Consider the following 222-nt stretch of genomic DNA (forward strand, 5'->3'; position numbering starts at 1 on the left):
CGGCAGCACCGACACCGCCCGCATCTGGGACGCCACCACCGGCCAACCCATCCACACACTCACCGGACACACCGAGCGGGTCCGATCCGTGGCCTGGTCCCCCGACAACACCCGCATCCTCACCGGCAGCACCGACACCGCCCGCATCTGGGACGCCACCACCGGCCAACCCATCCACACACTCACCGGACACACCGAGCGGGTCCGATCCGTGGCCTGGTC

The 222-nt window shown here is 70.3% G+C and carries 1 protein-coding gene; it reads left to right on the forward strand.

Features of this window, described 5'->3' with window-relative positions; translation table 11 throughout:
• Window positions 1-22: 22 nt before the first annotated feature.
• Window positions 23-222, forward strand: a 200-nt coding sequence (locus ADL03_RS09450) for a hypothetical protein (protein WP_255353347.1), incomplete at its 3' end; no start/stop codon positions are given.

It is taken from the genome of Nocardia sp. NRRL S-836, assembly GCF_001279525.1.
Lineage (GTDB): Bacteria > Actinomycetota > Actinomycetes > Mycobacteriales > Pseudonocardiaceae > Lentzea.